General features: G+C 57.8%; 21 protein-coding genes. 12 read left to right on the top strand and 9 right to left on the bottom strand.

The window, feature by feature from the left end:
* Nucleotides 1-102: 102 nt before the first annotated feature.
* Nucleotides 103-1,845, bottom strand: coding sequence for an IS1634 family transposase (locus tag ACOERD_RS21590; protein ID WP_419737624.1), 1,743 nt, complete (start codon nucleotides 1,843-1,845; stop codon nucleotides 103-105).
* Here ACOERD_RS21590 and ACOERD_RS21585 point away from each other — a divergent pair.
* From ACOERD_RS21585 to ACOERD_RS21550, 8 genes are all read left to right on the top strand, one after another.
* Entirely contained in the window at nucleotides 1,838-1,999 is a 162-nt protein-coding gene (locus tag ACOERD_RS21585; protein ID WP_419740405.1) for a hypothetical protein, read from the top strand. The genes ACOERD_RS21590 and ACOERD_RS21585 overlap by 8 nt on opposite strands.
* A gap of 39 nt (nucleotides 2,000-2,038) precedes the next feature.
* A complete protein-coding gene (locus ACOERD_RS21580) occupies nucleotides 2,039-2,698 on the top strand; it encodes a DUF1194 domain-containing protein (RefSeq protein ID WP_419740404.1) in 660 nt (219 codons plus the stop codon).
* Nucleotides 2,699-2,911: 213 nt separating this feature from the next.
* On the top strand, nucleotides 2,912-3,295 hold the full coding sequence (sdhC, locus tag ACOERD_RS21575; RefSeq protein WP_170378960.1) for a succinate dehydrogenase, cytochrome b556 subunit: 384 nt from the start codon (nucleotides 2,912-2,914) through the stop codon (nucleotides 3,293-3,295).
* Nucleotides 3,296-3,305: 10 nt separating this feature from the next.
* Nucleotides 3,306-3,677: a succinate dehydrogenase, hydrophobic membrane anchor protein gene (locus ACOERD_RS21570; RefSeq protein WP_170468973.1), complete on the top strand. Its 372-nt coding sequence runs from the start codon at nucleotides 3,306-3,308 to the stop codon at nucleotides 3,675-3,677.
* A gap of 22 nt (nucleotides 3,678-3,699) precedes the next feature.
* Nucleotides 3,700-5,508: a succinate dehydrogenase flavoprotein subunit gene (sdhA, locus tag ACOERD_RS21565; protein WP_170691492.1), complete on the top strand. Its 1,809-nt coding sequence runs from the start codon at nucleotides 3,700-3,702 to the stop codon at nucleotides 5,506-5,508.
* Between the two features lie 91 nt (nucleotides 5,509-5,599).
* Complete coding sequence (locus ACOERD_RS21560; RefSeq protein WP_419740403.1) at nucleotides 5,600-6,226, top strand: sulfotransferase; 627 nt, start codon at nucleotides 5,600-5,602, stop codon at nucleotides 6,224-6,226.
* Between the two features lie 13 nt (nucleotides 6,227-6,239).
* Complete coding sequence (locus ACOERD_RS21555; protein ID WP_170462678.1) at nucleotides 6,240-7,019, top strand: succinate dehydrogenase iron-sulfur subunit; 780 nt, start codon at nucleotides 6,240-6,242, stop codon at nucleotides 7,017-7,019.
* 124 nt (nucleotides 7,020-7,143) lie between these two features.
* Nucleotides 7,144-7,290: a hypothetical protein gene (locus ACOERD_RS21550; protein ID WP_419740402.1), complete on the top strand. Its 147-nt coding sequence runs from the start codon at nucleotides 7,144-7,146 to the stop codon at nucleotides 7,288-7,290.
* A gap of 265 nt (nucleotides 7,291-7,555) precedes the next feature.
* Here ACOERD_RS21550 and istB read toward each other — a convergent pair whose 3' ends face one another.
* The 3 genes from istB to ACOERD_RS21535 all read right to left on the bottom strand — a co-directional run bounded on the left by istB (nucleotide 7,556) and on the right by ACOERD_RS21535 (nucleotide 10,092).
* The gene (gene istB, locus ACOERD_RS21545; protein WP_419737606.1) at nucleotides 7,556-8,287 is read right to left on the bottom strand and encodes an IS21-like element helper ATPase IstB; all 732 of its coding nucleotides are present in this window, start codon (nucleotides 8,285-8,287) and stop codon (nucleotides 7,556-7,558) included.
* Nucleotides 8,274-9,782 carry an IS21 family transposase gene (istA, locus tag ACOERD_RS21540; RefSeq protein ID WP_419738436.1) on the bottom strand — a complete coding sequence of 503 codons (1,509 nt, stop codon included), beginning with the start codon at nucleotides 9,780-9,782 and terminating at the stop codon, nucleotides 8,274-8,276. Before istA ends, istB begins: the two co-directional genes overlap by 14 nt.
* A gap of 85 nt (nucleotides 9,783-9,867) precedes the next feature.
* A complete protein-coding gene (locus tag ACOERD_RS21535) occupies nucleotides 9,868-10,092 on the bottom strand; it encodes a hypothetical protein (protein ID WP_419740401.1) in 225 nt (74 codons plus the stop codon).
* Between the two features lie 562 nt (nucleotides 10,093-10,654).
* On the opposite strand from ACOERD_RS21535, the gene ACOERD_RS21530 reads away from it, so the two are divergent.
* Both ACOERD_RS21530 and ACOERD_RS21525 read left to right on the top strand, forming a co-directional pair.
* Nucleotides 10,655-11,836, top strand: a complete 1,182-nt coding sequence (locus ACOERD_RS21530; RefSeq protein WP_419737631.1) for an ISNCY family transposase — start codon at nucleotides 10,655-10,657, stop codon at nucleotides 11,834-11,836.
* Nucleotides 11,837-12,062: 226 nt separating this feature from the next.
* Nucleotides 12,063-13,244: an ISNCY family transposase gene (locus ACOERD_RS21525; protein ID WP_419737631.1), complete on the top strand. Its 1,182-nt coding sequence runs from the start codon at nucleotides 12,063-12,065 to the stop codon at nucleotides 13,242-13,244.
* A gap of 79 nt (nucleotides 13,245-13,323) precedes the next feature.
* Here the strand turns inward: ACOERD_RS21525 and ACOERD_RS21520 are convergent, their stop codons facing one another.
* From ACOERD_RS21520 to iolC, 4 genes are all read right to left on the bottom strand, one after another.
* Complete coding sequence (locus tag ACOERD_RS21520) at nucleotides 13,324-13,938, bottom strand: GNAT family N-acetyltransferase (RefSeq protein WP_419740400.1); 615 nt, start codon at nucleotides 13,936-13,938, stop codon at nucleotides 13,324-13,326.
* A gap of 72 nt (nucleotides 13,939-14,010) precedes the next feature.
* The gene (locus ACOERD_RS21515; protein ID WP_419740399.1) at nucleotides 14,011-14,850 is read right to left on the bottom strand and encodes a class II fructose-bisphosphate aldolase; all 840 of its coding nucleotides are present in this window, start codon (nucleotides 14,848-14,850) and stop codon (nucleotides 14,011-14,013) included.
* Entirely contained in the window at nucleotides 14,847-15,683 is an 837-nt protein-coding gene (locus ACOERD_RS21510) for a 5-deoxy-glucuronate isomerase (protein WP_419740398.1), read from the bottom strand. The genes ACOERD_RS21515 and ACOERD_RS21510 overlap by 4 nt, the downstream gene beginning before the upstream one ends.
* A gap of 9 nt (nucleotides 15,684-15,692) precedes the next feature.
* A complete protein-coding gene (gene iolC, locus ACOERD_RS21505; RefSeq protein WP_419740397.1) occupies nucleotides 15,693-16,673 on the bottom strand; it encodes a 5-dehydro-2-deoxygluconokinase in 981 nt (326 codons plus the stop codon).
* Between the two features lie 113 nt (nucleotides 16,674-16,786).
* Here iolC and ACOERD_RS21500 point away from each other — a divergent pair, with 113 nt between their 5' ends.
* Nucleotides 16,787-17,890 carry a Gfo/Idh/MocA family protein gene (locus ACOERD_RS21500; RefSeq protein WP_419740396.1) on the top strand — a complete coding sequence of 368 codons (1,104 nt, stop codon included), beginning with the start codon at nucleotides 16,787-16,789 and terminating at the stop codon, nucleotides 17,888-17,890.
* Nucleotides 17,891-17,928: 38 nt separating this feature from the next.
* The gene (locus ACOERD_RS21495) at nucleotides 17,929-19,062 is read left to right on the top strand and encodes a Gfo/Idh/MocA family protein (RefSeq protein WP_419740395.1); all 1,134 of its coding nucleotides are present in this window, start codon (nucleotides 17,929-17,931) and stop codon (nucleotides 19,060-19,062) included.
* Here the strand turns inward: ACOERD_RS21495 and ACOERD_RS21490 are convergent, their stop codons facing one another.
* Nucleotides 19,063-20,061, bottom strand: coding sequence for a LacI family DNA-binding transcriptional regulator (locus ACOERD_RS21490; protein ID WP_419740394.1), 999 nt, complete (start codon nucleotides 20,059-20,061; stop codon nucleotides 19,063-19,065).
* Nucleotides 20,062-20,469 lie beyond the last annotated feature (408 nt).

The raw sequence follows: 20,469 nt of genomic DNA, 5'->3' as shown, positions 1-20,469 counted from the left end.
GACATTTTTTCGTATAAGTCATTGATATTATTATGCCTTGGTTGCCAAAAGGCACTACACGGACTTTTTTCGCCAGCGATTGTTTCGGAGTGTTGAGGGAGCTCAGGCTTTGGTCTGGCCAGTTTTTCGGGTGCGCCCGGGGGGTATCTTGAAAGGGGCTTCGTTCCAGGTCAGGCCGACGCAGGTGAGGATGCGTCTGGCATCGACCGTGGCATGGCTTGGCATGCCGTAGCGGTCAGGGGTGCCTTTGTGGCGCAGGATCGAGAGCTGCAATGCGTTCAACTCGTTGCGGATACGAGCCGGGCTCATCGGGTGTCCGAGCAGGTCCAGATGCTTGCGCAGGTGCTGCAGGCAGCAGAAGGCCATGTAGCAGATGGCGATATGGGCCCGGACCCGACGCGGCGACCAGTGATAGATGGGCCGGATTTTCAGATCGTGCTTGTTGGTGCGGAAGCAGGCTTCGATCTCCCACAACTGGTGATAGCGGGCAATGACGTCCTGTGCCTCCAGTTCGTCCGCACCATGAACAACAATGGCATGCAGCCCGTCCCATTGTGCCGCTGCCTTGATCTTTGCATCATCCAGCGTGACGTCCCCGCTGTCGGGGAAGGCCAGGAAGCGGCCATATCCCCGGCTGCTGAAGCTGCCGGGTTTGCGAGAGCGCTTGAGCTTCTTGTGCAGCTTTTCGATTGCCTTGTCGCGCTTGTGGGCATCATTGCGTGCCCGGGTGGGTGACCAGGTCACAATGACCCGCGCTCCCTCCTGGTCGATCACCTTGTACCAGCCCTTCTCGGTTGCCTCTTCAGAACCGTGTCCAGCCCAAGGCTGGCGTCCCTCCGGGCTCAAAATGTTCGCCTTCACGGCGGCCGGGGCGGACTTCATGCGATAGCCGAGGATGTAGGGCAGACCCTTGTTCTGCAACATCTGCTGGTTGTCCTTGCTGAGCATGGCGGCATCGGCCACGAACGTGACCCTGGCCACGTCGAAGCGTCCCTCCAACGCCTTCAGCGCAGCTTCCAGCGTATGACCTTCCCAGGTGTTTCCCGGGAAGAGTTCATAGCCCACAGGCAGCCCATCGGAGGTGACGATCAGCGCCAGCATGACCTGAGCGCGGTGATGCTTGCCATCCTTGCTGAAGCCCTTGGCCAGAAGATGATCCTGCTCGACCCCGTCCGCATCCTCGGCCGGGTCCTCGCGCTCGGTGTCAAAGGCCAGGGTCGTGCAATCGTAGAACAGCACGGTCACTGGCCCGCCCAGCAACTTCTCTGCCGCCGCGTGAGAGGTTTTGCAAATCCCGTCTATCACCGGCGTATTGATGTAATCCATGCTCCGATAGACCACGTCCAGATTGAGCGTGATGCCTGCCTGGTTCTCCAACGCCTCCACGGTCGCGCGCTTGCTCTCGGGCTGTGCGATCCGCGCCATAACCAGCTCTTTCACAATGCGATTGGCACTTTTACGCGCCGCCCCCAGAAGGGCCCCCCAACCCAGTTGGTCATACATCGTCCCCATGACATCCCGCAGACCCAGAGAGACCCGCGCCTCCTCACGGCACTCGGCAAGATCAACGCCAAGCTTGTCCGGCCGCGGAGCGCGGCGCACCAGCGCCTGCAGATCGGCATATTCCGTGGGCGTGAACAGTTCCATTTGCGGCGAGCGATCAATGCGTAATTGCTCCATCAAGCGGCCCGCCAGACGCTTGATATCCTCAATCTCGCTGTCGTTATGGGCCACACCCACATGGCGCAGGATCTTCTGGCGTACCTTGGAGCCGGTGCGGACGGATTCAACGATCTGGATCCGTGTGCGGTTGAGCTTTGCGTCATGTTTGGTGCGGATGAACATGGGCGAAGAGGTTAGCCATCTGAAGGCCCATGTCAATACTTTTTATAATAATGGGGCACTACAACGCGCCTCTGAGCAACCACACCTGAAAACAAACCAAAAACCCAGTCAGATCAACAAAAAGGTCGGAAGTCAGGAAATCGGGTTACAGTGATGTGAACACAGCAACCGCAATCCGTGCTAGGGTGGCGGCATGTTTCTACGTTTTCTCACCCTTTTCCTGTGCCTTACACGCCCCGCCTGGGCGTGCGATCTGGCGCTGGCCTTGGCAGTGGATGTCTCTGGCTCTGTCGATAGCAGCGAATATCGCATTCAGATGGATGGCCTCGCCGCTGGGCTGCGCGACCCCGTGGTGTCCGAGGCCTTGGTGCGCGGTCATGCGCAATTGATGTTGGTGCAATGGACAGGCGAATCCCGCCAGCGGGTGACGATCCCGTGGACGAAAATCGACAGCTTTATTGCTCTGGAGAAGTTCGCTGATCAAGTTGCACAGGACCCAAGGGTCTGGCGCAATTTCTCGACTGCGATCGGAGAGGCTTTGGAAGCCACCCTGCTGCGGTTTGACGACGTGGCAGAGTGCAGGCGACTGCTGATCGATATCTCGGGCGATGGGGTTTCCAACGAAGGGGTTGAGCCGACACAGATTCACACCCTTCTGAAGGATCGAGGTGTGACGGTAAACGCAATTGCCATCGAAGAAAGCGAACCGGATCTGACGGCCTATTTCTTTGAGAACGTTATTTTCGGAGAGGGGGCTTTTGTCGTGTCGGCTTCGGGTTTTGCAGATTACCCGGAGCGCATACGAAAAAAGCTGCTACGCGAGGTGACGCAGCAATCTGCCGGTTTTCGCTGATCTACAGGGATTCGTGATCACAATGCTTCGACGTTGAAAACGCTAACATAGAATGATCGTATTGTATTTTGTGATCACACTTTTAAAGTGCGTGATCACAATTGGTCAAAATCACCGTTTTTGAGGCAATTTTACCTGTTTTTGCAGGTGCAGCACGTGACAGAAGCGCAAAAACAAGTAAAAAGTCTGGTAGCCAAAGTAAGAGGAGCCGCCATGGCCGATGTCAATCGGGGCAACCGCCCGCTCTCGCCACATATTATGATCTATCGCCCGCAGATGACTTCCATGTCGTCCATCATGGTTCGGTTTTCCGGCCTCGGGGTGTTTGCCGTTGCCATTCTGGTCGTCTGGTGGCTGCTGGCCGCGTCAACTTCGGAAAGTGCATTTGCGCTGATCGACGGGTTCCTGACCAGCTGGTTCGGTAAGCTGATCCTCATCGTCGCGACCTGGGCACTTTGGTATCACACGCTGGGCCGCCTGCGTCACGTGTTCTGGGACTTCGGCTACTGCCTCGACGTGAACACCTCGGAAAAGCTGGGGATGGGCATGTTCATCGGGGCCACCGTCCTGACCATTCTCACCGTGCTTGTGGTTTAAGGAGACGGACATGCGATATCTGACCGACCGCAAACGCGCGCAGGGCCTGGGCGCAGGGAAATCGGGAACACAAACCCATTGGCGTACCATGGTGCGCGCGATGATCCTGACCGTGCTGGTTCCCATATTTATCATCACCTTCGGAATGGGCCTCGGCGGCACGTATGAAGAGGTTCTGGCCTATTTCAGCCGTCCCTTCCCTGCGATTGTCACCGCCCTGACGCTGGTCGTGGGCCTGCAGCAGCTTATGTATGAGGCGCAGGAAACCATCGAAGACTATATCCATGGCATTCTTGAGAAAATCTCTCTCGTTGCGATGTGGGCGCTTGGTTACACGCTGATGGCTGCGGGGCTGTTTGCCTTGGTCAAGCTGGCCCTGTGACGCGCGATAAGGAACAAGAACAATGACAGCAGCATATGAATATGAAACCCACGAATACGACGTGGTCGTCGTAGGTGCAGGTGGGGCCGGTCTGCGGGCAACACTGGGCATGGCCGAGCAGGGCTTGCGCACAGCCTGTGTCACCAAAGTGTTCCCGACGCGCTCACATACGGTTGCCGCGCAAGGTGGTATTGCCGCGTCCCTGTCCAACATGGGGCCTGACCATTGGCAATGGCACATGTACGACACCGTAAAGGGTTCGGACTGGCTGGGTGACACCGATGCGATGGAGTACCTAGCGCGCGAGGCTCCCAAGGCAGTTTATGAGCTGGAACACTACGGCGTGCCCTTCAGCCGTACGGAAGAGGGTAAAATCTATCAGCGTCCCTTCGGCGGTCACACCACCGAGTTTGGCGAAGGCCCTGCCGTGCAGCGTACCTGCGCGGCCGCAGACCGGACCGGTCACGCGATCCTGCATACGCTTTATGGACAATCGCTGAAAAACAACGCTGAATTCTACATCGAATATTTCGCCATCGACCTGATCATGTCCGAGGACGGGCAGTGTCAGGGCGTCGTCTGCTGGAAGCTGGACGACGGCACGATGCATGTCTTCAACGCCAAGATGGTTGTACTGGCGACCGGCGGTTACGGTCGTGCATATTTCAGCGCGACCTCGGCCCATACCTGCACCGGCGACGGTGGCGGCATGGTGGCCCGTGCCGGTCTGGCCCTGCAGGATATGGAGTTCGTTCAGTTTCACCCGACTGGAATCTACGGCTCGGGTTGCCTGATCACCGAAGGTGCGAGGGGTGAGGGCGGTTACCTGACCAACTCCGAAGGCGAGCGATTCATGGAGCGCTATGCGCCCCAGTATAAGGACTTGGCGCCGCGCGACTATGTCTCGCGTTCAATGACGATGGAGATCCGCGAAGGACGTGGTCATGGCGATGACGGGGACCATATTCATTTGAACCTGAGCCACCTGCCAGCCGAGGCGCTGGCGGAACGGCTGCCTGGAATCTCGGAATCGGCGCGTGTCTTTGCTGGTGTTGACGTTACCAAGGAACCCATCCCGGTTCTGCCGACCGTGCACTATAATATGGGCGGTATTCCGACGAATTATTGGGGTGAGGTTCTCAACCCAACTGCAGACAACCCAACCGCAGTTGTTCCCGGCCTGATGGCAGTGGGCGAAGCGGGCTGTGCTTCGGTCCACGGTGCCAACCGTCTGGGATCTAACTCTCTGATCGATCTGGTCGTCTTTGGTCGCGCGGCGGCCATCCGGGCCGGTAAAGTAGTGGACGCAGACGCGCCGAACCCTGTGCTGAATCAGGCATCGGTTGACAAGGCATTTGATCGGTTTGACGCCGTACGGAACGCCTCGGGCGCAGTCCCGACCGCTGACCTTCGGCTTGAAATGCAAAAGACCATGCAGCAGGACGCGGCCGTGTTCCGGACCGCAAAGACCATGGCGGAAGGCGTCGAAAAGATGACGACGATCGCGGCTAAGATGGACGATCTGAAGGTTTCGGACCGGTCTCTGGTTTGGAACAGTGACCTGATGGAGTCACTGGAACTGACCAACCTGATGCCAAGCGCTCTGGCCACCATAGTGGGGGCCGAAGCACGCAAAGAGTCCCGTGGCGCACATGCGCATGAGGATTTCGCAGAGCGCGATGACGAGAACTGGCGTGTCCACACCGTCAGCCGGGTCGAGGGTAACAAGGTTGAACTCAGTTACCGTCCGGTGATCGTTGATCCTCTGACCAACGAGGATCAGGGCGGCATCAGCCTCAAGAAAATCGCGCCTAAAGCGCGGACTTTTTAGGTAGGAGCAGACATCAGGCAATGCGGTGCAAGCGCCACATACCCACCGACACGACCAACGCCCCTTTCGGGCGCGGTGAGGGGTGCTTGCCATGACGGTTGAACAGCTGCCCTCGGGTCCGCAAGACCCCAAGATCATCCTGATTGGCCTGAACCGCTGCGCCACCACGTCGCTGCACAAGCTGTTTCAGAACAGCGGCATCGCGTCGGTGCACTGGATGGATGATCAAGGGGACAATCTGGCTCAGAAAATGGTGACGAATATCGCCATGGGTCGGAAGCCTCTGGATGGGTTCGGCTCGGTCCGGGCCTTTACCGACATCGCCTTTGTGAATGCACGGTTCATGCTGGATGGCACGCGGTTCTTCCGCGAATTGCACGCGGCTTATCCGGATGCCTATTTTCTGCTGAACACACGCGATCGCGAGGATTGGATTTCGTCGCGCGCGCTGCACAGCAATGGCGGCTATCTCGAACGCTGCTGCAAGGCCAACGGGATGGGCGCAGACGAGGTGAAACAGGGCTGGCGCCGGATGTATGACGTACACCACGACGAGGTGCAGGCCCATTTCGACGGGAACCCAAGGTTCCTGCGCTTTGATATCGACCGCGATGACCCTCAGGCGATTGCCGACTGGTTATCTGCGGATTTTGACGTGAACATTGCCCATTGGGGGCACTACAATCGAGGCGCGTCTGACCGCGCCCGGACAGGCTGAATGGAGAATTGACATGGTTCAACTGACCCTGCCCAAGAATTCCCGGATCACCACCGGTAAGACATGGCCCAAACCGGACGGCGCGAAGAACCTGCGCAAGTTCCAAATCTATCGCTGGAACCCTGATGACGGCCAGAACCCGCGTGTCGACACGTATTTCGTCGATATGGACACCTGCGGCCCGATGATTTTGGACGCGCTGATCAAGATCAAGAACGAGATCGATCCGACCCTGACCTTCCGCCGTTCGTGCCGGGAAGGTATCTGTGGCTCCTGCGCGATGAATATCGACGGGATCAACACGCTGGCCTGTATCTACGGCATGGATGAGATCAAGGGCGACGTGAAAATCTATCCGCTGCCGCATATGCCGGTGGTCAAGGACCTGATCCCCGATCTGACGCATTTCTACGCGCAGCATGCTTCGATCATGCCATGGCTGGAAACCAAGACCAACCGTCCCGCGAAAGAGTGGAAGCAGTCCATCGAAGACCGCAAGAAACTGGACGGCTTGTATGAATGCGTGATGTGCGCCAGCTGCTCGACCTCCTGCCCGAGCTACTGGTGGAACGGCGATCGCTACCTCGGCCCCGCAGCTTTGCTGCATGCCTACCGCTGGATCATCGACAGCCGTGATGAAGCCACGGGTGAGCGTCTGGATGAGCTGGAAGATCCCTTCAAGCTGTATCGCTGCCACACGATCATGAACTGTGCCAAGACTTGCCCAAAGGGTCTGAACCCGGCGGCAGCGATCGCGCAGATCAAAAAGATGATGGTCGAACGCTCTGTCTGATTGACCGATGCGCTTGCCGTGCTGCGGCAAGCGCATGTCCCCTTTGCAAAAACGTCCGATGTCGTCAGACCACCGAGGCGGTATATTTGCAGTAGGGAGGAGTGATGAAATCAGGATCACTCCGATGAGTACACAAACAAACACACCGAAAACCGACGCCAAGGAAGCATTGACCTTGTTGGAGCAAGCTTGGGCCTACTACACGCCTGAACCTGTTGCCGCCGAGGATCAACGAGAGCCTGAGTTGTTCGAATACGAAAACGCAGCGTAACACCAGCCTTGCCATTTGCGGCTGGAACGGGCCAAACAGATCTATGCCTGTTCTTCTGCTTCTTCTGGCCTGTCAATCGGCATTGAATAATGACCCCCCATCGGCGTCCAAATTTGACCCCCCTTGGAGCTAAGAGGGGCGTTGAGGGGGTCGTGTTTAGGTTGATTCAGGAGGGGGTGGACAGCAGGTCAAACCGAAAAGAGAGCGTAGCTCGACTGAAGGTTTGACCTGCTGTCTGTTTTGAATTTATTCCCCGATTTCGAGGTTAGTCGCGGTGGTTAATTCGCCAGCTTTCGTTCCCGGTTTCGATGATATCGCAATGGTGTGTCAGTCGATCCAGGAGAGCAGTGGTCATTTTGGCATCTGTGAACACACTCGGCCATTCAGCAAATGCGAGGTTGGTTGTTAGCAGAATAGACGTTCGCTCGTACAGTTTGCTGATGAGATGGAAGAGTAATCGTCCACCAGACTCTGCGAACGGCAGATAACCGAGTTCGTCTATAATCACGAGGTCGACGCGGATCAGCTGCTCGCTGAGCCGCCCGGCGTTGCCTTCGCGATGTTCAGCCTCCAGCTTGTTCGCGAGATCCACAGCGCTGAAGAACCTGACCCGCCGGCGGTTATTGACCGCGTGGCCCCCGATCGCTGTTGCGAGATGCGTTTTGCCCGATCCGGTTCCACCGACCAGCACGCCATTCCTGGCCTGGTCCATAAAATCGCCGTCATGAAGATTGCGCACGACTTCCTCGTTGACGGGGCTGACCGTGAAGTCGAACTCAGGTAAGGACTTGCAGACCGGGAACTTTGCGGCACCCATCTGATACCGGATCGAGCGCGCAGTCTTTTCGGCCAGTTCGGCCGTGAGGAGTTCGGCCACGACCTGTTGGGGCCGCCAGTTGTTTTTGGCTGCGGCCTGCATCACTTCGTCAAAGCAGTTGACGATGCCTGGCAACTTCAGTTGACGGGCAAGTTCGAGAATTTCCTTACGCAGTTGCATGGGAGCCTCCAAGCCTGTCATAGCGAGCGCAATCCGCGATCGGTGCCATTTTCAGCTGCAGGTGGGCAGGCGGCTCAATCGCCTTTGGCGGCGGGGGATTGGTGCGCCGAGAGACAATGTTCAGGATCGCATCGGCCTTGCGCAGGCCAGATTTTAGAGCTTCTTCGCAGGCAGCCTCGACCACATCAATGTCGTGCTGGTAAGCAGCGAAAAGAATATCGGCAAGTTGCCGGTCTCCGTCGGATGTGCCCCGCAGATGGGTCCAGATCTGCGTCATTGCCGGTGGTAGGTCCCAGTCACGGAACGGTGCTCCATTGCGCAGAGCGCCAGGCTTGCGCTTGAGGACGGGCACATAGTGCCAAGGGTTGAAGATCGTTTTTCCTCGGCCGAAGCACCGTTCGTGCTCTCCGACAATCTCACCGTCTTGGCGCAGGACAATCCGCGTGGCGTAGACCTGCAACTGGACCTGACGTCCAACAGCTCTTGCCTCAACGCTGTATTTGTTTCTTTCGAAGTTGATCAGGCAGGTTCGGCTCACGGCGACCGTCTTTTCACGGAACCCGACGAAGGGCTTCTGCAGATGCGTCAGCAGCGGCTTTTCCTGCTGGAACTCCTCCCAGACCGTCACCTCCAGGTTTTCCGGATGCCGCAGTTCTTTTGCGCGTTTGATCGCGTCTTTTTGCAGCCGGGCATTCAATTCATCGAAGTCGGCCACCTCCAGACGCGGTGTAAAACTATAGGCGCGGCTCTCCTTGACCAGATTCTCAACCTGACCCTTCTCCCAACCGGCCGCGCGCGTACAGGCGATCGGGTTCACCAGATGATGAGAACACATCCGGGAGAATGCCTTGTTGAACTTTCTTTCCTTGCCCGACAGGATCGCATCGACGGCGGTCGTCATGTTATCGTAGATCCCGTTGATGCAGCCTCCACCAAAGAATTTGAAGGCCTCGTCGTGGGCATCAAAGACCATCTCCTGCGTCTCGCGCGGATAGGCAATGGAGAATGGCATGCGGCTATGGCAAAGTTTGAAATGGGCAACCTTCACGGTCGTGAGTGCACCGTCCATCAAAGCCGTCTCCACACTCCAGTCGAACTGGTACGCCTCCCCAGGATCAAAGATCAGCGGGATGAACGCCTGCGCCTGTTGTCGGCCGTGCGCAATGCGCCAATTCTTTGTGTAGCGTCGAACACTGTCATACCCGCCGCCAAAACCATCATCGGAGAGTTCCTTCCAGATTTTGGTCATCCGCTTGCGGTGTTTCTTCGGAAGCGCCTCGTTCTCCTCAAGCGTTTCATCCAGACGCGCGCGCCAAGGCCCGAGCACCGGGTATGGCTGCGATTTGCGCTCATATTTGAACTCCGTCACTCCCGATCGGATTATCTTTCGAACCGTTGCACGGCTCAAATTGAGCGAACGGCAAATTTCCTTGATGCTCTTTTTTTCGATCAGGTGTAAGCGACGCACTTTTCTAATAGTTTCCACGCAAATCATCCCGCTTGCCTCTCCATCGACTGCTCAATGAAAAGGATGTCTACAACCATAGGGAGGGGTCAAATTTGGACGCCGATTTCCCCGCTTAGGGGGTCAAAATTGCACGCTTTTCTACAGCCGCCTCATCGCCCCGGGCCATCAGCAAGGTCGTTCCCAATGATTGGAACCCGACCAGTGTGTTGGCGATATCTGCCTGCGCCTGTTCGAAGTGTAGCGTGCTGAGTTTCTTCGCCTCCCGCCACATCTTGACTACGATCCGGTCATGGGTGTCGACAACGGTATCTGCGATGGAGGCCGACCACTCCACCACGCAGGTGGCCAGAATGGCAAGGCGACGATTGCCGCTGATGTCTGCCGGACCCGATCGACCCGGTCTACGTGGCGCGGATGGTGGTATTTCTGGCCTCGGACGACGCCGCCATGTGCAGCGCCGGGAACTTCATGGTCGAGGGCGGCTCGATCTAGGCTTAGTTTGATCGTCCGGCATGGGCCAAGCAATTGATTTCCCGTCGCAGGATATGTCAATGAAGCACCGGCTTGACTTATTTTGGCCGATAGTTCGGCACCTGAACGCAGCTTTGCAGAAGGCTGTCATTCAAAACGAATCCATCAGGTGACGAGAGGCGGATAAAACTGCCAATCAAGAACTCCGTGTGAACGGCCGCTTCTTATTTCCAGCGCAGCTAGGACCATTGCGGCAACCATCAGGGCAAGCACGCTTTAGTCAGTCACTGGCCACGTGCTTTCGCATCGAGACTATGTTACCACTTCGACTAACCTCAGCCCACCCCAAGTGTCGCTAACACGCGATATGTCCGGTGTATGTAACATGCGATCTGTCCGGTTCTATTCTGTCTCTGAGAGGAGGCGTTATGAACCGAGCAGAAGTGTTACAGGAAGTTCGACTGATGAAGTTTGAAGATGTGTATTCGCGGCGAAGCGCGAACAAGCTGACGCAAGAACAGGCGGCTGAGATACTGGGTGTATCCGTGCGCACCGTCAGGCGTTGGGAGGATCGATTTGAGGCGGATGGTGCAGAAGGTCTGTACGACCGTCGGCTTGGCAAACTGGCCAACAATCGTGTTGCCACGGATAAGGTCATGGAGATGCTTGAACTGTTTGATACCAAGTACTGGGATTACACGCCGAAGCATTTCCACGAGAAGCTGGTGGCCCACCATGGTTTCACACAGAGCTACAACTGGGTGCGGCTTACACTGCAGCGCCACGGCCGGGTTCAGGCAGCACCCCGACGAGGTGCCCATCGGCGCAAGCGGCCCCGCCGTCCGATGGTTGGCATGATGTTGCATCAGGACGGCTCCAGCCATGAATGGGTTCCGGGTCAGTGGTGGGATCTGATCGTCACCATGGACGATGCCACCAACCGGGTTTATTCGGCATTCTTTGTCGAGGAAGAAGGGACGATGAGCAGTTTTCAGGGGCTGACAGAGGTGATCGAGGCGCAAGGTCTGTTTTGCTCGCTCTATGCCGATCGGGGCTCTCATTACTGGCATACGCCCGAAGCGGGCGGCAAAGTGGACAAGGACAATCTGACCCAGGTCGGGCGCGCCTTGCAGCAACTCGGCATTGAGCTGATCCCGGCCTATTCACCGCAGGCCCGTGGACGGTCTGAACGCATGTTTGGCACGTTCCAGAACCGATTGCCGCAGGAACTGCGGTCCCATGGGATCACAACCATTGAAGAGGCCAATCAGTTCCTGAAAGAGGTCTATCTTCCCGAACACAATGCCCTGTTTGCAAAGGAGCCGGAGGATACGACCTCGGCCTTCGTGCCGTTTACAGGCAATGTGCGCGACACCCTGTGTGTGCAGGAAGACCGCGTCGTCGGCAACGACAATACGGTGCGCTACAAGGGCCTGGTCATGCAGATCGCGGCAGACAGGCACCGTCATCATTTCGTCAAGGCGAAGGTCAGGGTCCACGAATACCCCGATGGTCAACTGGTCATCTTCCACGGCCCGAGATGCATTGGCCGCTACCAGCCTGACGGATCACCCATCACACAGGAGGATAGCAAACACAAAGTCGCGTGACCCGCTTCGACGTGGCGCGAACGCGGTGGCCCAAATCTACGGTCGCCTACGGCTCCCTCCGAATTGGGCCACCGCGCAATCAACTGAAGCGGACAATTGGCATGTTACCTACACCGGACAATTCAGAATGTTCTCGACACCCCAAGTGTGTCGCTAACACGCGATATGTCCGGTGTATGTAACATGCGATCTGTCCGGTTCTATTCTGTCTCTGAGAGGAGGCGTTATGAACCGAGCAGAAGTGTTACAGGAAGTTCGACTGATGAAGTTTGAAGATGTGTATTCGCGGCGAAGCGCGAACAAGCTGACGCAAGAACAGGCGGCTGAGATACTGGGTGTATCCGTGCGCACCGTCAGGCGTTGGGAGGATCGATTTGAGGCGGATGGTGCAGAAGGTCTGTACGACCGTCGGCTTGGCAAACTGGCCAACAATCGTGTTGCCACGGATAAGGTCATGGAGATGCTTGAACTGTTTGATACCAAGTACTGGGATTACACGCCGAAGCATTTCCACGAGAAGCTGGTGGCCCACCATGGTTTCACACAGAGCTACAACTGGGTGCGGCTTACACTGCAGCGCCACGGCCGGGTTCAGGCAGCACCCCGACGAGGTGCCCATCGGCGCAAGCGGCCCCGCCGTCCGATGGTTGGCATGATGTTGCATCAGGACGGCTCCAGCCATGAATGGGTTCCGGGTCAGTGGTGGGATCTGATCGTCACCATGGACGATGCCACCAACCGGGTTTATTCGGCATTCTTTGTCGAGGAAGAAGGGACGATGAGCAGTTTTCAGGGGCTGACAGAGGTGATCGAGGCGCAAGGTCTGTTTTGCTCGCTCTATGCCGATCGGGGCTCTCATTACTGGCATACGCCCGAAGCGGGCGGCAAAGTGGACAAGGACAATCTGACCCAGGTCGGGCGCGCCTTGCAGCAACTCGGCATTGAGCTGATCCCGGCCTATTCACCGCAGGCCCGTGGACGGTCTGAACGCATGTTTGGCACGTTCCAGAACCGATTGCCGCAGGAACTGCGGTCCCATGGGATCACAACCATTGAAGAGGCCAATCAGTTCCTGAAAGAGGTCTATCTTCCCGAACACAATGCCCTGTTTGCAAAGGAGCCGGAGGATACGACCTCGGCCTTCGTGCCGTTTACAGGCAATGTGCGCGACACCCTGTGTGTGCAGGAAGACCGCGTCGTCGGCAACGACAATACGGTGCGCTACAAGGGCCTGGTCATGCAGATCGCGGCAGACAGGCACCGTCATCATTTCGTCAAGGCGAAGGTCAGGGTCCACGAATACCCCGATGGTCAACTGGTCATCTTCCACGGCCCGAGATGCATTGGCCGCTACCAGCCTGACGGATCACCCATCACACAGGAGGATAGCAAACACAAAGTCGCGTGACCCGCTTCGACGTGGCGCGAACGCGGTGGCCCAAATCTACGGTCGCCTACGGCTCCCTCCGAATTGGGCCACCGCGCAATCAACTGAAGCGGACAATTGGCATGTTACCTACACCGGACAATTCAGAATGTTCTCGACACCCCAAGTGCTGGTAAAGTCGAACATTCTCGGGCATGTCGACGTGGGTATTCAGACGCATTTCACTGAATCTTAGCCGTTTTGCTTCGCGCTCTGAAAGTTCGATCAGTTTACGTCCCAGACCCTCACCGACATGGTCGGGATGAACCGCAAGGTTCGCAAGTTTCATGAAACCATCACCGGCGACAAGAACGAGACCAGCTATGATCTCGTTGCTTTGCACGACGACCCAAACCTGATTGTCGGCAATGTCTTGCGCGCATCCGTTGGAAACAGCGGGGAGATCGGAGATGCGCTCGGCGTATTTTCCATATGCTGCGTCGATACAGGTCGCCAAGGCATTGGCGTCCGCCGCCTGCGCGGGGCGTATGATCGGATTTTGAGTCGCCAAAATTGTTGCCATAGGTCGGGTTTGCTCGAAGTGCTTACGTTCATAGCGCAAAACCAAGAACCATTGAAGCAGACATTGGTGCGCAGCGCAGCATCGATCTCTCTGGGCTCTTTTTTCCTTTTTCTCCGCTCGCTGACCGAAGGACCACTTTTCCCCCAGATACACAAACGTTGCCTGAGAAAGACAATCTATCTAGTCGCAGGGTTAAACTACATAGCCAATTACATCCCGATCTCGCTATCTTTGAGGCGGTGCCCCAAAGGCGCTGATGACGGTGCGGGCGGCGGCTTCGACCGGGTCGTGGGTCTCTTTCAGGATGGTCACGCGGTCGAACCGTTCGGGGTCGCTTTTCACAGCGTCGCGTAGGGCGTTGCCGAAGGCCATGCGCAGTTCGGTCCCGATGTTGAATTTGCAGATCGAGGTGCCTTTGGCCAAACGCGTGCGCTGTTCGACCGGTACGCCCGAGCCTCCGTGGATCACCAGCGGAACCTCGGTCAGCGCGTCGATCCGAGCGATGCGGTCTTCGTCCAGACCGCCTTCCTTGTTCTGTTGCAGGTGGACATTCCCGACCGAGATCGCCATCGCATCCACGCCTGTTTCACGGGCGAATTGCGCGGCCTCCTCGGGGTCAGTTCCGTTCGAGCCTTCACCGCCGGAATAGCCGACGAACCCGATCTCACCTTCACAGGAAATCCCGGCTGCGTGGGCCATTTCAGCAATGGCGGCGGTCTCGTCGATATTCTGTTGCAACGGTTTGCGCGACCCGTCGAACATCAATGACGTAAAACCGCTGTCCAACGCGATCTTGCAGTCCTCATATGTGTAACCATGGTCCAGATGTGCCACTACGGGGACCGAGACCCCCTCGGCCAGATGGCGGAACATTTTACCAAGGATGGGCAGGGGCGTGTGTTCGCGACAGCTGGGACCTGCCTGCAGGATGACGGGCGCGTTTTCAGCCTCGGCAGCGGCCACATAGGCGCGCATGTCCTCCCAGCCGAGGGTAACCAGACCACCGACGGCATAGCCCTGTTCATAGGCCGGTTGCAGGACGTCTTTCAGGGTGACGAGCGTCATTTAAACTTCGCGATCATGTCTTTGATGCCCGGGATCGTCTCGACCTGATAGGCATGGGTGGGTTGGAAATACTGCACCAGCGATCGCTGCGTCAGCCCGCCGAGGATGGTGAAGTAATACATCTCATAACCTGGCAGCACGCAGCAGGGATGATAGCCCTTGTCGATACAAACGGTCGAGCCATCGACGATGTGATAGGCATCACCCGGTTCATTGTCTTCGCGCTGCAACATCTGCAGGCCCGAGCCCCAATTGGGTTTGAAGCGGAAGTTATAGGTCTCGTCGTGGCGCGTCTCATCCGGCAGACGGTTGGTGTCGTGTTTGTGGCTGGGAAAGCCCGACCAGCCGCCTTGGCCGACGGTGAACAGCTCACTCACCAAAAGGCGGCCGACCTTATCCTGTTGTTTTTGCCCGAGGATATGTTTGATCTTGCGATGCGTTTTGGTGTCGTCGCTGCCGTATTGCACAAGGTCATGCTCGCGGACATCGAACGGGTCCAGAACCTTGTCATACTTGGCCCCGGCGATGAAAACCTCGGCCTCTTCCGACACACAGACCAGCTGCGTTTTGGCGCCAACCGGGACATAGACGCCCTCTGGCTCACCATCCCACACGTCCTCGCCTCGGTTGCCCATCTTGGCGAATTGCACGCCTTCGATGTCTACATCCACCGAGCCGGTGGCGGGGGCGATGCAGGTCTCATAGCCCGGTACCTGGTATTCGAACGCCTCGCCGCGCTTGAGCTTGACGATGTTGAAATAGTTCAGCGGGACCAGCGGATCGTCGACATCGACGATGGCTTTGTTCTTGTTATCATAGGGCGCGATGTGCATGGGAGCCTCCTATATGGTCGGGCCGGGATGGTCGGCCAGAAACGCATCCAGCTCGGGCGTTGTGGGCATGGCGGGGGCGCATCCGGGTTTCGAAACCACGATGGATGCGCAGGCCGAACCGCGCATGACGGCTTCTTCCAACGAATAGCCAGCTGCGACAGAGGCCAGCAAGCCTGCCATAAAGCTGTCACCTGCTCCGTTGGGTTTGACTGCGGTAACGGGGTAGATGCCCGTGTGAATCTCCTGACCGTCCATCATCGTGACCGCACCTTTTTCACCCATCTTGTATATGACGATGCGGCCCGGCTTTTCGGCCAATTCCTTGGCCTTTGCGAACCCTTTTTCGATGCCGCCGGCCATGAAGCCGAATTCCTCGTCATTGCCGACAATCAGATCACTGGCCTCTCCGGCCCGGGACAGGACATCGGCCGCAACTTCGGGCGACGGCCAGCTATAAGGGCGATAGTCGATATCGAAAACCACCGGCAACCCTGCGGCGCGCGCGTTGTCAAAAGCCCTAAACGTGGCGCCGCGTGACGGTTCCGCTGCAAAGACAGTTCCGGCGGATATCACGGCTGAGAATGTCGCATAGTCGATCCGGTCCATGTCCTCTTCGGTGACTTGGAAATCGACCGCACCATTGCGGTAGATGACGTTCTGAAAATTCTCGATCCGGCTTTCATAAATCGCCAGGGATATGCGGAACTCACCGCCGACAACGCGGATGTAAGAGGTGTCGACACCGTAGTGCCGCAGGCGGTTCAGACAGAATCGACCAACTGCATCGTCCGAGACCGAGGTAACCAATGATGCCTGACTGCCGAGCTTGACCAGACCCGCGCAAATATTGGCCGAGGATCCGCCGAGATCGGCATGGAACGTGTCGGCATCCTCGCTTTTGACGCCGATTGGATCGGCAAACATATCCATTCCGGCACGACCGAAAACCGCAAACCGATTTCCTTTGATGCCCTCGACCAAAGCGCTCACGTGATGTTCCTCCGGCGTAACGTCGTCGGCAAAGTTTGGACCTTGCGTTGAATCGATTCACACGATACTGATTTTGCAACCGGTTGCAAATAGTATGTTCGGAGCCGCGACAGATGCCTGAAATCGGAATTGGAATTGTTGGTGGCGGCTATATGGGCAAGGCGCATTCTGTTGCCATGTCCGCCGTGGGCGCTGTGTTCAACACTGCTCTGCGTCCGCAGCTCGAGGTGATTTGCGCCTCGTCCCCTGAAAGTGCCGAACGATACCGTGCGGCCTATGGGTTCCAGCGCGCGACCGATGATTGGCGCGCTCTGCTTGAGGATCCGAAGGTTGAAGCGATTGTCATCGCGTCGCCTCAGGAAACGCACCGCCAGATCGCCGAGGCGGCCTTTGCCTTGGGCAAGCCGGTCCTGTGCGAGAAACCTCTTGGGGCGTCACTGGAGGACAGTCAGGCGATGACGCGCTCGGCCGAGGAAGCCGGCGTCGTCAATATGGTGGGTTTCAACTATATCCGCACCCCTGCCAGTCAGTATGCGCGCAAACTGATTGCCGAAGGTGAGATCGGCGACATCACCTGGTTTCGCGGTGAGCATACCGAGGATTTCTATGCTGACCCCGACGCCCCCGCCACGTGGCGCACGACCGGCATGGCCAACGGCACGATCGGAGATCTGGCACCGCATATGGTGAACGGCGCGCTGGCGCTTATCGGCCCGATTGCGCAGGTCATGGCTGAGGTCGAAACCGTTCACCGCACGCGCCCAGGCGGAGAGGTCACGAATGACGATCACGCCCAGATGATGTGCCGCTTTGAAAACGGTGTGATGGGCAACCTCTACTTCAGCCGCGTCGCGACGGGTCGCAAGATGGGTTATGCCTATGAGATTTCGGGCACCAAGGGCGCAATCCGGTTCGATCAGGAAGATCAGAACGCCCTCTGGCTCTATCGCCGCGAAGGGCCGGAAGGGCAGCGCGGGTTCACAAAAATTCTGACCGGCCCCGCCCATCCGGATTATGAGCCCTTCTGTCAGGGCCCCGGCCACGGAACCGGCTATCAGGATCAGATCATCATCGAGGCCAAGGATTTCCTGCAGGCCATTCACACCGGCAATCCGATCTGGCCGACCTTCCGCGACGGGCATGAGGTCAACCGGGTGCTGGCGGCTGCGCTGGCTTCGTCGGACCAGCGGCAGTGGAAAGATATCAGCGATTTCTGAGCGCTCTAGCTGCGTAAAATTGAAGAGAGACAAAGACCATGGCAAAGCTGAAATGGGGCATGATTGGTGGCGGAGAAGGCAGCCAGATCGGACCTGCCCATCGGTTGGGCGCGCAGGCGGACGGGATGTTCGAGTTCGCGGCAGGCGCTCTGGATCACCGGCCCGAGGTCGGCCGTGAATATGCTCAGCGGTTGGGAATCAATGCCGACCGCGCCTATGGCAGCTGGCAGGACATGCTGGCAGGCGAAAAAGACCGCCCAGACCGTATTGACCTGGTCACGATTGCCACGCCGAACTCCACCCATTTCGAAATCGCCAAGGCGTTTCTTGAGGCTGGCTTCAACGTCCTGTGCGAAAAGCCCATGACCATGACTGTCGAAGAAGGCGAAGAGATCGTGCGCGTGGCCGAGACCTCGGGCAAGATCTGCGCGGTGAACTACTGCTACTCGGCCTATCCGATGATCCGGCAGGCCCGTGCGATGGTGCGGGCAGGAGATATCGGAAAGGTGCGGTTGGTGGTGACCAATTTCAGCCACGGTCATCACGGCGATGCGACGGATGCCGAAAACCCTCGGGTCCGCTGGCGCTATGACCCGGCGATGGCGGGTGTCTCTGGCCAGTTTGCGGATTGCGGTATCCATGCGCTGCATATGGCCAGTTTTGTCTGCGATGATCAGGTGAAATCGCTGTCCGCCGATATGGCCTCGACCATTTCCAGCCGCGAGCTAGAGGATGACGCGATGATCAATTTCCGCACCGAAGGCGGCACGGTTGGTCGCCTGTGGACGTCGTCCGTGGCGATCGGGCGGCAACACGGGTTCGACATTCAAGTGTTTGGTGAAACCGGCGGTTTGCGCTGGGCGTCCGAGCAGCCCAACCAATTGATCTACACCCCAGTCGGAGGGCGCACCCAGATCATCGAAAAGGGCGAAGGTGGTCTGCATGACGAAGTGCAACGACTGTCGCGCGTGGCCATCGCCCACCCCGAGGGCTTCCCGCTGGCCGTGGCCAATATCTATTGCGATCTGGCCGATGCAATCCGAGGTGAGGCCCGCGACGGTCTGCCCGGCGCTTCAGACGGTGTGCGCTCGATCGCCGCCGTTCATGCCGCCGTCGCGTCAGGCAAAGAGGACGGCGCGTGGAAAGACGCGCGTCCGCCAATGTTCCGGTAATCACTGTCGGGGGCGCAGCGTACCCCTCTCGATCACCCGGCAGGGGAAGATACGGGCCTCAGGGTATCTCTGAGGCTCTTTCAACATCTCCTCGACCAGATCCACCGAGGCGTTGATAATCTGCTTGATCGGCTGGTGAATGGTGGTCAGGTCGACGCTTTCCCAACGGGACATTTCCATATCGTTCAGGCCGATAATACCGATGTCGCGCCCCGGCGTCAGCCCATGATCCTTAAGGGCCGATAGCGCGCCAATCGAAAGGATGTCATCGCCGCAAAAATACCCCTCGGCCGGAGTGCCGCCCAACAGTCGCAGCATCTCGGCCCTGCCAGCATCGAACGAGTAGTTCTGCGCGAAGGAATAGGATACCTCGAGGTTCGCGTATTGCGCGGTTTCCTCGATGAACCCGCGATAACGGTCCATGGCCGACGTCGCATCCTTCGGCCCCCCCAGATACCCGACGCGTGTGTACCCCCGGGCCACCAGCTCTCGCGCGGCCATACGCCCGCATTCCACATTGTCGATCCCTACTACATGCACCTCGGGCGAGGTGGCGGACCGGCCAAATGTATGCACCACCGGAACCCCGGCATCGTGGAACGCCTTGGCGAAGCTCGGCGGCAAGGTCGATGAAGCGACGATGGCCGCATCGACCGAGTATTGCCGCAACATCCTGACGGAATTGGCGGGCTCGGTCTCGTCGGTCAGGTTCACGATCAAAGGACGCAGCCCGCGTTCCTGCAGGGCGCGAGTGAACTGGTCGAATACCTCCAAAAAGATCGGGTTGTGGAAGTTGTTCGAGATCAGCCCGATCAGCTTGGTCCGCCCCGTTGTCAGCGACGAGGCCAGCGCATTGGGGCTATACCCCAGCTCTTTCGCAGCTTTTTCCACCTTGCTGCGGGTTTTGGCCGAGACCGATGCCCCTTCGGTAAAGGTACGCGAAACGGCTGATCGCGACACACCCGCCAGCGCGGCAACATCTTTGAGGGTGACGCTCATGGCAGGTGCCATGCGGGCAATTGGGCGGGGAGGGCGCTGGGTAGTGTCATGGTGTCAGTATTATGCACCAAGACCGCATTGCTGCAACCGGTTGCAACAATGCCACAGGAAGGTCGGGCGAGGAGTCGCATCTTTCTAAAGAGGTATCTTAGGTGATGAGAGACACGAACCCCCAACGAATCTATGCGAGCGCATTGCTTAAGTAGGGTACTGTAGTTGTGCAACCGACTACACAATGGTTCTAGTGACCGAAGATCAGGCTATGTATCCAACCATTCCGTATCCTGGTTCAGAGCGCGACATTTAATCTCGATCCCGATGCTCGTTTCGTGGGTGTTACCGGCAGGGCCATTGGATGATTGAGCAGGTCTGTCGGCGGTATCGCAAGTTGCGCGACATCGCCATCAA

The organism is Ruegeria sp., from assembly GCF_965199275.1.
In the GTDB taxonomy this organism is placed as follows: domain Bacteria; phylum Pseudomonadota; class Alphaproteobacteria; order Rhodobacterales; family Rhodobacteraceae; genus Ruegeria.
The sequence above is the reverse complement of the archived record's forward strand: the minus strand, read 5'-3'. Positions and strand labels throughout refer to the sequence as shown.

Coding starts and splice junctions, on each gene's coding strand:
- ACOERD_RS21585 (WP_419740405.1), top strand. CDS start 1,838: ATGAACATGGGCGAAGAGGTTAGCCATCTGAAGGCCCATGTCAATACT.
- ACOERD_RS21590 (WP_419737624.1), bottom strand. CDS start 1,845: ATGTTCATCCGCACCAAACATGACGCAAAGCTCAACCGCACACGGATC.
- ACOERD_RS21580 (WP_419740404.1), top strand. CDS start 2,039: ATGTTTCTACGTTTTCTCACCCTTTTCCTGTGCCTTACACGCCCCGCC.
- sdhC (WP_170378960.1), top strand. CDS start 2,912: ATGGCCGATGTCAATCGGGGCAACCGCCCGCTCTCGCCACATATTATG.
- ACOERD_RS21570 (WP_170468973.1), top strand. CDS start 3,306: ATGCGATATCTGACCGACCGCAAACGCGCGCAGGGCCTGGGCGCAGGG.
- sdhA (WP_170691492.1), top strand. CDS start 3,700: ATGACAGCAGCATATGAATATGAAACCCACGAATACGACGTGGTCGTC.
- ACOERD_RS21560 (WP_419740403.1), top strand. CDS start 5,600: ATGACGGTTGAACAGCTGCCCTCGGGTCCGCAAGACCCCAAGATCATC.
- ACOERD_RS21555 (WP_170462678.1), top strand. CDS start 6,240: ATGGTTCAACTGACCCTGCCCAAGAATTCCCGGATCACCACCGGTAAG.
- ACOERD_RS21550 (WP_419740402.1), top strand. CDS start 7,144: ATGAGTACACAAACAAACACACCGAAAACCGACGCCAAGGAAGCATTG.
- istB (WP_419737606.1), bottom strand. CDS start 8,287: ATGCAACTGCGTAAGGAAATTCTCGAACTTGCCCGTCAACTGAAGTTG.
- istA (WP_419738436.1), bottom strand. CDS start 9,782: ATGATTTGCGTGGAAACTATTAGAAAAGTGCGTCGCTTACACCTGATC.
- ACOERD_RS21530 (WP_419737631.1), top strand. CDS start 10,655: ATGAACCGAGCAGAAGTGTTACAGGAAGTTCGACTGATGAAGTTTGAA.
- ACOERD_RS21525 (WP_419737631.1), top strand. CDS start 12,063: ATGAACCGAGCAGAAGTGTTACAGGAAGTTCGACTGATGAAGTTTGAA.
- ACOERD_RS21515 (WP_419740399.1), bottom strand. CDS start 14,850: ATGACGCTCGTCACCCTGAAAGACGTCCTGCAACCGGCCTATGAACAG.
- ACOERD_RS21510 (WP_419740398.1), bottom strand. CDS start 15,683: ATGCACATCGCGCCCTATGATAACAAGAACAAAGCCATCGTCGATGTC.
- ACOERD_RS21500 (WP_419740396.1), top strand. CDS start 16,787: ATGCCTGAAATCGGAATTGGAATTGTTGGTGGCGGCTATATGGGCAAG.
- ACOERD_RS21495 (WP_419740395.1), top strand. CDS start 17,929: ATGGCAAAGCTGAAATGGGGCATGATTGGTGGCGGAGAAGGCAGCCAG.
- ACOERD_RS21490 (WP_419740394.1), bottom strand. CDS start 20,061: ATGAGCGTCACCCTCAAAGATGTTGCCGCGCTGGCGGGTGTGTCGCGA.